This is a genomic window from Pseudomonas sp. Sample_16 (assembly GCF_004307665.1).
In the GTDB taxonomy this organism is placed as follows: domain Bacteria; phylum Pseudomonadota; class Gammaproteobacteria; order Pseudomonadales; family Pseudomonadaceae; genus Aquipseudomonas.
In genome coordinates, this window is the sequence record NZ_RCOB01000025.1 from 80,083 (window position 1) to 88,871 (window position 8,789).

8 protein-coding genes are annotated in these 8,789 nt (G+C 60.8%); 5 read left to right on the forward strand and 3 right to left on the reverse strand.

Translation table 11 applies throughout. The features are described from left to right. Nucleotide 1 precedes the first annotated feature (1 nt). On the reverse strand, nt 2–1,390 hold the full coding sequence (locus tag D8U69_RS03485) for a sensor histidine kinase (RefSeq protein ID WP_130906110.1): 1,389 nt from the start codon (nt 1,388–1,390) through the stop codon (nt 2–4). Beyond that, entirely contained in the window at nt 1,383–2,054 is a 672-nt protein-coding gene (locus tag D8U69_RS03490) for a response regulator (RefSeq protein ID WP_056856026.1), read from the reverse strand. The genes D8U69_RS03485 and D8U69_RS03490 overlap by 8 nt, the downstream gene beginning before the upstream one ends. Before the next feature lie 393 nt (nt 2,055–2,447). On the opposite strand from D8U69_RS03490, the gene D8U69_RS03495 reads away from it, so the two are divergent. From D8U69_RS03495 to D8U69_RS03510, 4 genes are read left to right on the forward strand one after another with little or no spacing between them, the layout of a single operon-like run. After that, nucleotides 2,448–3,425 carry a tripartite tricarboxylate transporter substrate binding protein gene (locus tag D8U69_RS03495; protein ID WP_056856027.1) on the forward strand — a complete coding sequence of 326 codons (978 nt, stop codon included), beginning with the start codon at nt 2,448–2,450 and terminating at the stop codon, nt 3,423–3,425. A gap of 58 nt (nt 3,426–3,483) precedes the next feature. Continuing rightward, complete coding sequence (locus tag D8U69_RS03500; protein ID WP_056856028.1) at nt 3,484–3,942, forward strand: tripartite tricarboxylate transporter TctB family protein; 459 nt, start codon at nt 3,484–3,486, stop codon at nt 3,940–3,942. 1 nt (nt 3,943) lies between these two features. Continuing rightward, nucleotides 3,944–5,458 (forward strand): tripartite tricarboxylate transporter permease, encoded by a 1,515-nt coding sequence (locus tag D8U69_RS03505; protein WP_056856029.1) that lies wholly within the window; start codon nt 3,944–3,946, stop codon nt 5,456–5,458. Beyond that, on the forward strand, nt 5,451–6,491 hold the full coding sequence (locus D8U69_RS03510; RefSeq protein WP_130906109.1) for an AbrB family transcriptional regulator: 1,041 nt from the start codon (nt 5,451–5,453) through the stop codon (nt 6,489–6,491). The genes D8U69_RS03505 and D8U69_RS03510 overlap by 8 nt, the downstream gene beginning before the upstream one ends. A 155-nt stretch (nt 6,492–6,646) precedes the next feature. Here D8U69_RS03510 and ung read toward each other — a convergent pair whose 3' ends face one another. Next, nucleotides 6,647–7,339: a uracil-DNA glycosylase gene (gene ung / locus D8U69_RS03515; protein WP_056856031.1), complete on the reverse strand. Its 693-nt coding sequence runs from the start codon at nt 7,337–7,339 to the stop codon at nt 6,647–6,649. Between the two features lie 132 nt (nt 7,340–7,471). On the opposite strand from ung, the gene D8U69_RS03520 reads away from it, so the two are divergent. Continuing rightward, complete coding sequence (locus D8U69_RS03520) at nt 7,472–8,584, forward strand: enoyl-CoA hydratase/isomerase family protein (protein ID WP_130906695.1); 1,113 nt, start codon at nt 7,472–7,474, stop codon at nt 8,582–8,584. Nucleotides 8,585–8,789: the final 205 nt, after the last annotated feature.

The following is an 8,789-nucleotide window of genomic DNA, read 5'->3' on the forward strand; positions in this document are numbered from 1 at the left end:
ATCACTCCCCGGCAATGAAACTCACCCGAACTTTCAACCCTGCATGCTCCCCATCATGCAGGCTGATCTGCGCCAGGTGTGCGCGGCAGATCTCGCCGACAATCGCCAGTCCCAAACCTGATCCGGCCACTTGCTGGTTGCGTCGATAAAAACGTTCGAATACTCGCTCGCGCTCAGCCAGCGGTATTCCGGGGCCATCGTCCTCGACTTCCAGTACCGCTGGTGCCGAGACTCTCAAAATAACGTTGCCGCCCGGCGGCGTGTGCGCCAGTGCGTTGTCCACCAGATTGCTCAACAACTCGTTAAGCAGGGTCGGCTCCCCACGCAACCAGACCGGCTCGTCCGCCTCCAGCGCCAGCGCTACGCCGCGTTTGTGGGCCAGCGGCGCCATGGCCATGCCAAGCTCTCGCGCCAATTGACTGAGATCGAGCAATTGCGCGCCGCCCTCGGCAATCGCCCGGGCACCGTTTTCGACCCGCGCCAGCGAGAGCAGTTGGTTAGCCAGATGAGTCAGGCGATCTGTGCCCTGCGCCGCGGTTTCCAGTGTGCTGCGCCAGGTTTGTGGCTCGTCCGAACGCAAGCCCAGCTCAAGCCGCGCCTTGAGCGCCGCCAACGGGGTGCGCAGCTCATGGGCGGCATCGGCAATGAATTGCGCCTGACGCTCGAATTGTCCACGCAGACGTTCGGTAAAGTGATTGAGCGCACGCACCAACGGCCACAATTCGTGTTGCACTTCAACCAGCGGCAACGGCCGCAGATCATCGGGCTGACGCTCCTCGACCGCCGTGCGCAAGCGCTCCAGCGGACGCAGTGCGGCGCTCACCGCGAACCAGACGATCATCAGCGCCCCGACGGCCAACATGCCCAGACGCAGCAAAGTGTCTGCCGCCAGGCTGCGAGCCATGCTTACCCGCGCTTCATCGGTTTCCGCCACGCGGATTTCCGCCATGCCGTTCATGTTAGGTTCGCTGACAGCCTTGAGCAGGCTGACGACCCGCACGTTCTGCCCCCGATACGTCGCGTTATAGAACCGCGCCAGCGCCGGGTAATCATCGGTGCGCGGGGTTCCGGGCGGAGGAGCCGGAAGGTTTTCGTAGCCGGAAATCAGGTTTTGATGGATATCGTTGACCAAATAGAAAATCCGCCCGGCACTGTCGTAGGCGAAGGTGTCGAGGGCCACGTAGGGCACGTCGAGACTCAGAGAGCCATCGCGCTCGGAGAGACCCGCAGCGATGGTCCGCGCCGAGGCCAGCAGCGTTCGGTCATAGGCGGTATCGGCGGCCTCGCGACCGTTCCAGTACGCGCTCAAACCACTGGCCAGCATCAATACCACCAGCAGCAATGCCAGATTCCACAGCAACCGCCAGCGCAGACTGCTGGGTTTATGCATCGCGGCTTTCCAGCAAATAGCCGAGGCCGCGGAAGGTCACGATGGCAACCGGTTGGCCGTCGAGTTTTTTGCGCAAACGGTGCACATAGATTTCGATGGCGTCGGGGCTGGCCTCTTCGTCGAGGCCGAACACCTGGGAGGCCAGTTGCTCCTTGCTCATCACCCGCCCCGGACGGGCGATCAGTGCCTCAAGCACAGCTTGCTCGCGCGAGGTCAGGGTCAGCAGCTCCTCGGCGAGCGTGAAGCGCCGGGTCTCCAGATCGTAGGCCAGCACGCCGCAGCGTTGCAGGCGTTCACCACCCAGCACACTGCGGCGCAGCAGGGCCTTGACCCGCGCTTCGAGCTCGGTCAACTCGAACGGTTTGGCCAGGTAATCATCGGCGCCAAGGTTGAGGCCATGCACCCGATCCTTCACGTCGCTGCGCGCCGTCAGCATCAACACCGGCAGATTCTTGCCCCTTGCGCGCAAGCGTGCGAGGACTTCGAAGCCGTCCATGCGCGGCAACCCGACATCGAGGATCGCCATGGCGTATTCCTCGCTGCCCAACGCCAGATCGGCCGCCACGCCGTCGTGCAGCACATCCACGGTCAAACCGGTGCTCTTGAGCGCCTGGGCGACACTTTCGGCGAGCTGCAGATGGTCTTCGACGAGCAGAACACGCATGGATCTTTTCCTCATTCAGGGATGGTCGACACCATTCTTTGGCGCGGAGTTTACAGCGGCATCCGTCGCTGTGAAGCCTGAACAACCGTGAAAGTCTTCTGAAAGGTTAGCGAAAGGTTGGGCCGTTAGAGTCGGGCGACGGATGGTTTCGTCTGCCTGCCATCCAATCGTGCTTTGAAATGTAGCTCCCGAAAAACGCCTCGATGCGTTTTCGACAATAAGAACAATAACCGAGGTACCCAATCATGTTGTCGAACCAACATCAGGCTTGCACGCCCCGCCCCATCGCTCACTCCCCATCGTATACCTTCGCCAGCGTCGAACCCGGCTGCACGGCGCGTAACTGCCGCACCTGAATCATCCCCAAAAACAAAAACTCCTGTGGAGACAAAAATGAATCGATCAATGCGCCGTCTCGCCCTCGCCGCCAGCTGCATGCTGTTCGCCGGTCAACTGATGGCCGAACCCAAACGTCCGGAATGCATCGCTCCGGCCTCCCCGGGTGGTGGTTTCGACCTGACCTGCAAACTGGCACAGAGCGCGCTGGTCAATGAAAAACTGCTGACCAAGCCCATGCGTGTGACCTACATGCCCGGCGGTGTCGGCGCGGTGGCTTACAACGCGGTGGTCGCCCAACGCCCGGCCGATGCCGGCACGCTGGTGGCATGGTCCAGTGGTTCGCTATTGAACCTGGCACAAGGCAAGTTCGGGCGTTTCGATGAAACCAATGTGCGCTGGCTCGCCGCTGTCGGCACCAGCTACGGTGCCATCGCGGTGAAAAGCGATTCGCCCTACAAGACGCTCGACGATCTGGTGCAGGCTCTAAAGAAAGATCCGAGCAAAGTGGTGATCGGTTCCGGCGGCACCGTGGGCAGCCAGGACTGGATGCAAACCGCGCTGATCGCCAAAGCCGCCGGGATCAACCCGCGTGACCTGCGTTACGTCGCCCTCGAAGGCGGCGGAGAAATCGCCACCGCCCTGCTCGGTGGTCACATCCAGGTCGGCAGCACCGACATCTCCGACTCCATGCCGCACATCCAGAGCGGCGACATGCGCCTGCTGGCGGTGTTCTCCGACAAGCGCCTGGACGAGCCGGAAATGAAAGACATTCCTACCGCTCGCGAACAAGGCTACGACATCGTCTGGCCAGTGGTTCGTGGTTTCTACCTGGGGCCGAAAGTCAGCGACGAAGACTACGCCTGGTGGAAGGACTCCTTCGACAAACTGCTCGCTTCACCCGAGTTCGCCAAGCTGCGCGATCAGCGTGAGCTGTTCCCGTTCGCCATGACCGGCCCGGAACTGGACACCTACGTGAAGAAGCAAGTTGCGGACTACAAAGTGCTGGCCAAAGAGTTCGGCCTGATCCAGTGATCGCCTCTGTCTAGTGGCCGCGACTCCGTTTGGCGGAGTCGCGGCACAGGAGTTCCTCATGCTCTTACAACGCATTTTTGCTTCGGTGCTGTTGCTGGTCTGCCTGAGCCTGGTGGCGATGGCCCTACCGTATCAGGCACCTTTTTCCTACGAGCCGATCGGCCCGCGGGCCTTTCCGCTGTTGATGCTCGGGCTGATGGGCCTGGCGCTGGTTTACATGGTGTATCGCCCCTCGCCAATCAAGCACACCGATGAAGATCCGCCGATGGATCGCGAGACCTTGACCAAGATTGCTGTCTGCGTGCTGTTGCTGCTGGTTTTCGCCGGGCTGTTCGAACCGTTGGGCTTCATCCTCAGCAGCATGCTGGTTGGGATTCCGCTGGCCCGCCTGTACGGCGGACGCTGGTTGCCGGGCGCAGTCATCATCAGCTTGATGAGCGTCGGCCTGTACCTGCTGTTCGACAAAGTCATGGACGTGCCACTGCCACTGGGCCTGCTCGACGTTCTGGAGAACTGATATGGATACGCTTGGTTATTTGAGTCACGGCTTCGGTGTCGCGCTAACCCCTTACAACCTGGTGACTGCACTGAGCGGCACATTGATTGGCACCGTTGTCGGTCTGCTTCCCGGCCTGGGTCCGATCAACGGGGTGGCGCTACTGATCCCGATCGCGTTTGCATTGGGTCTGCCACCAGAGTCGGCACTGATCCTTCTGGCGGCGGTTTACCTGGGTTGCGAATATGGCGGTCGGATCAGTTCGATCCTGTTGAACATTCCGGGCGAAGCCTCGACCGTCATGACCACCCTCGATGGCTATCCGATGGCCCGCCAGGGTCTGGCCGGAGTGGCCTTGTCTCTATCGGCATGGAGTTCGTTCATCGGCGCCTTCATCGCCACCTGCGGGATGGTGGTGTTCGCGCCGATGCTGGCGAAGTGGGCGATCGCCTTCGGCCCCGCGGAATACTTCGTGCTGATGGTGTTTGCGATTGTCTGCCTTGGCGGCATGGCGGGTGATCGGCCGCTCAAGACGTTTATCGCGGCGCTGATCGGCCTGTTCCTGTCGACCGTCGGCATTGATGCCAACAGCGGTGTGTACCGGTTCACCGGCGACAACATCCACCTCACCGACGGCATTCAATTCGTGGTGCTGGTGCTGGGTCTGTTCTCCATCAGCGAAATCCTGTTGCTGCTGGAAAAAACCCACCGTGGCCAGGAAGCCTTCCAGGCGACCGGCCGGATGCTGTTCAACTTCAAGGAAGCCGCTTCGGTGTTCTGGGTGAACATGCGTTGCGGGGTGCTCGGCTTCATCATGGGCGTGCTGCCGGGGGCTGGTGCGACGCTGGCCAGCGCCGTGGCCTACATGACCGAGAAACGCATCGCAGGCCCCGGCGGAAAATTCGGTCAAGGCGACAAGCGTGGCCTGGCTGCACCGGAAACCGCCATTGGCGCAGAGGCTTGCGGTGCTCTGGTGCCGATGCTGACGCTTGGCGTTCCCGGCTCGGGCACCACGGCAGTTATGATTGGCGCGCTATCGCTGTACAACATCACGCCCGGCCCGCTGCTGTTTCAACAGCAACCAGACATCGTCTGGGGCCTGATCGCTTCTTTGTTCATCGCCAACATCATGCTGGTGATCCTGAACATCCCGATGATTCGCATCTTCACCAAAATCCTTGCCGTACCGAACTGGGCGCTGGTGCCGATGATCGCCATCATCACCGCCATTGGCGTGTACGCCGTACACGCCACGACCTTCGATCTGTTCCTGATGATCGGCATCGGTATTTTCGGTTACATCCTGCGCAAGCTGGACTTCCCGTTATCGCCGGTTTTGCTGGGTTTCATCCTCGGTGGTTTGATGGAGCAGAATCTTCGTCGGGCTTTGTCGATTTCCAACGGTTCGCTGGATATTCTCTGGTCGAGCGGTATCACCGTCGGTGTCTGGGGGTTGATCGTGGTCATGTTGCTGGTGCCGATTGTACGCATCTGGCGCAAGCGCTCCGTTGCGCAACGCGCTATCGCCGATGTCTGATCGGTCCCCCTTCAAGCTTTGGTGGGGAACCCCGCTGGTCGGCCTGCTGGGCGGTTATCTCGCCAGCCAGGTCGGCTGGCCTTTGCCGTGGATGGTCGGCTCGTTGCTGGCGATCATCCTCGTGCGCTGCCTGACGCCGTGGCAACTGGCCGAAATCCCTGGCGGACGCAAGTGCGGCCAGTGGATCGTCGGCATCGGTATTGGCCTGCACTTCACCCCGGTGGTGATGGAACAGGTACTGAGTCATTTCGGTTTGATTTTCTTTGGTGCGTTGGTGACCAGCCTGTCGGCCGTGGTCGGTGTCTGGTTGATGCGGCGTACCGGTGAAGATCGCGCCACCGCATTTTTCTCCAGCATGCCGGGCGGCTCCGGGGAGATGGTCAACCTCGGCGCCCGCAACGGCGCAGTGCTCAGCCGTGTTGCGGCGGGACAAAGCTTGCGCGTGCTGGTCGTCGTACTGTGTGTCCCGGCAGCGTTCAAATACCTGATGGGCGACGGTGCGCCGATTTCCCACGCTGGCAGCATCGATTGGCGCTGGCTGGCGATTCTGTTTCCCGCAGGAGCGTTGGCCGCCTGGATTTGGGAGCGCCTGCGTCAACCCAATCCGTGGCTGTTCGGACCGTTGCTGGTCAGTGCGGCGGTGAGTATCGGTTGGGATTTGCACATCGGCTTGCCCAACGGCGGCAGCCAGATCGGCCAATGGTTGATCGGCAGCGGTCTGGGCTGTCACTTCAACCGGCAGTTTTTCCGTCGCGCGCCTTCATTCATGGGCCGGACCTTGATCGGCACGGTGCTGACCATGTTGATCGCCACGGCAGCGGCACTGGGCTTGAGTGCGCTGACCCACCTGGATCTGCGTTCGCTGACGTTGGGCATGATGCCGGGCGGGATTGCCGAAATGAGCCTGACGGCGGAGACCCTGCAATTGTCGGTGCCGCTGGTGACGGCGATGCAGGTGATGCGGTTGTTGTTTGTGTTGTTTCTGGCGGAGCCGTTGTTCAAGTATTGGAACCGAAACCCGGATTCAGACTGATGGACCTGTGGCGAGGGAGCTTGCTCCCGTTCGGCTGCGCAGCAGCCGTAGATCCTGCTTATGCGGTGTGCATATAGAATCTGGATGTAGACAGGGGCTGCTGCGCAGCCCAGCGGGAGCAAGCTCCCTCGCCACAAGGGCCCGTGGGGCAATCATCAAATTGGCGGTAACCGCCACTCGATCGGCGTCTCGCCATTCTGCTCGAGAAACTTGTTGGTTCGGCTGAAGTGCCCGCAACCAAGAAACCCGCGATAGGCCGACAGCGGAGACGGGTGCACCGAGGTCAACACCAGATGTTTGGTGGCGTCGATCAGCTTCTGTTTGCTCTGCGCATGAGCGCCCCACAGCATGAACACCAGGTGCGGCTGCTGCTGGCTGACCACTTCGATGATCCGATCGGTGAAAAACTGCCAGCCCTTGTCCTTGTGCGCATTGGCGTTGGCGCGCTCGACAGTCATGGTGGTGTTGAGCATCAGTACGCCCTGCTCGGCCCAACTCTGTAGATAACCGTGGTTGGGGATGTCGATGTTCAGGTCACGCTTCAACTCTTTGTAGATGTTCACCAGCGAGGGCGGCGCCGGTACGCCCGGTTGCACCGAGAAACACAAACCATGGGCCTGGCCCGGGCCGTGGTACGGGTCCTGGCCGAGAATCACGACTTTGACCTTGTCCAGCGGCGTGGAATTGAGTGCGTTGAAAATCATCGGACCCGGTGGATAGATCTCCTTGCCGGCCGCCCGCTCCTGTTGCAGAAAGTTTCGCAACTCCGTCATGTAGGGCTGGTCGAATTCGGCACGCAGGGCCTCCTTCCAGCTCGGTTCGAGTTTGATACGGTCGTCAGCAGTCATGGTTACATCCGGCAAAAACAATGGGGCGAACCCTAGGAAAGCACACCTCGCTTGTCAATTGATCTGACACAGATCCGGCACTTTCCTACACAGCGATCATACTTAACCCTCAAATTCCCGATCGAGGTCACGATGAATCTGCACTTCGAAGAACTCACTGGCACTGACGGCGCCCGCATCGGCGTTGCGACACTGGATGCCGAAAAGTCGCTGAACGCACTGTCCTTGCCCATGATCAACGCCTTGCGCGACCGACTGGATGCCTGGGCCAAAGAGCCACAAATCGTTTGCGTGCTGCTGCGTGGCAACGGTGCCAAAGCCTTTTGCGCCGGCGGCGAGGTACGCAGCCTGGTAGATGCCTGCCGGGCCCATCCGGGCGAAGTGCCGCCTCTGGCCGCGAACTTCTTCTCAGCGGAATATCGCCTGGACTTCAGCCTGCACACCTACCCAAAACCGTTGATCTGTTGGGGCCATGGTTATGTGCTCGGCGGCGGCATGGGCCTGCTGCAGGGCGCGAGCATTCGTATTGTCACGCCGAGCAGTCGACTGGCCATGCCTGAAATCACCATCGGCCTGTACCCCGACGTAGGCGCCAGTTGGTTCCTGTCGCGCCTGCCGGGCAAGCTCGGATTGTTTCTCGGCCTGACCGGCGCCCACATGAATGCGCGCGATGCGATTGATCTGGACCTGGCCGATCGCTTCCTGCTCGATGAACAGCAGGCAGATTTGATCGAAGGTCTGCTGCAATTGAACTGGCAGGAACAGACGCCGATGCAACTCAACAGTCTGCTCAAGGCCTTGCAGCAGGAAGCCGTTGCGCAAATGCCCGAGCCTCAGTGGCTGCCGCGGCGCCAGCGCATCGATGAATTATTGGATGTCAGTGATGTGCGCTGCGCATGGAAGGCGATCAGCCCATTGCGTGATGACGCCGATCCGTTGCTCTGTCGCGCCGCCCGGACCATGAGCGAAGGCTCACCTCTGACCGCTCACCTGGTCTGGGAACAGATCGCCCGCGCCCGACATCTGTCACTGGCCGAAGTCTTTCAGATGGAATACACGCTAAGCCTCAACTGCTGCCGGCATCCGGAGTTCAGCGAGGGCGTACGCGCGCGGTTGATCGACAAGGACCAGAAACCGCACTGGCACTGGCCGGACATCAATAACGTGCCTGAAACGGTGGTGGAAGCGCACTTCCACAAGGCTTGGGAGGGGCGGCATCCGTTGGCGGATCTTTCCCAGTTCTGAACGAACTGTGGGAGCGAACTTGCTCCCACAGATTTTCTCCTTAGACGCAATGATTAGCGGTGATTGCCCCGGCCGTCCCGATCACCGCGCCCGTTATGGTCACCTCGACCGCGATAGTTGTCGTTACGCCCGCCATGGCCCCGGTTATTGCTGTCCCAGCCACCACGGTCACGACCGTCCCAACCACCACGGTTGCGGCCATCCC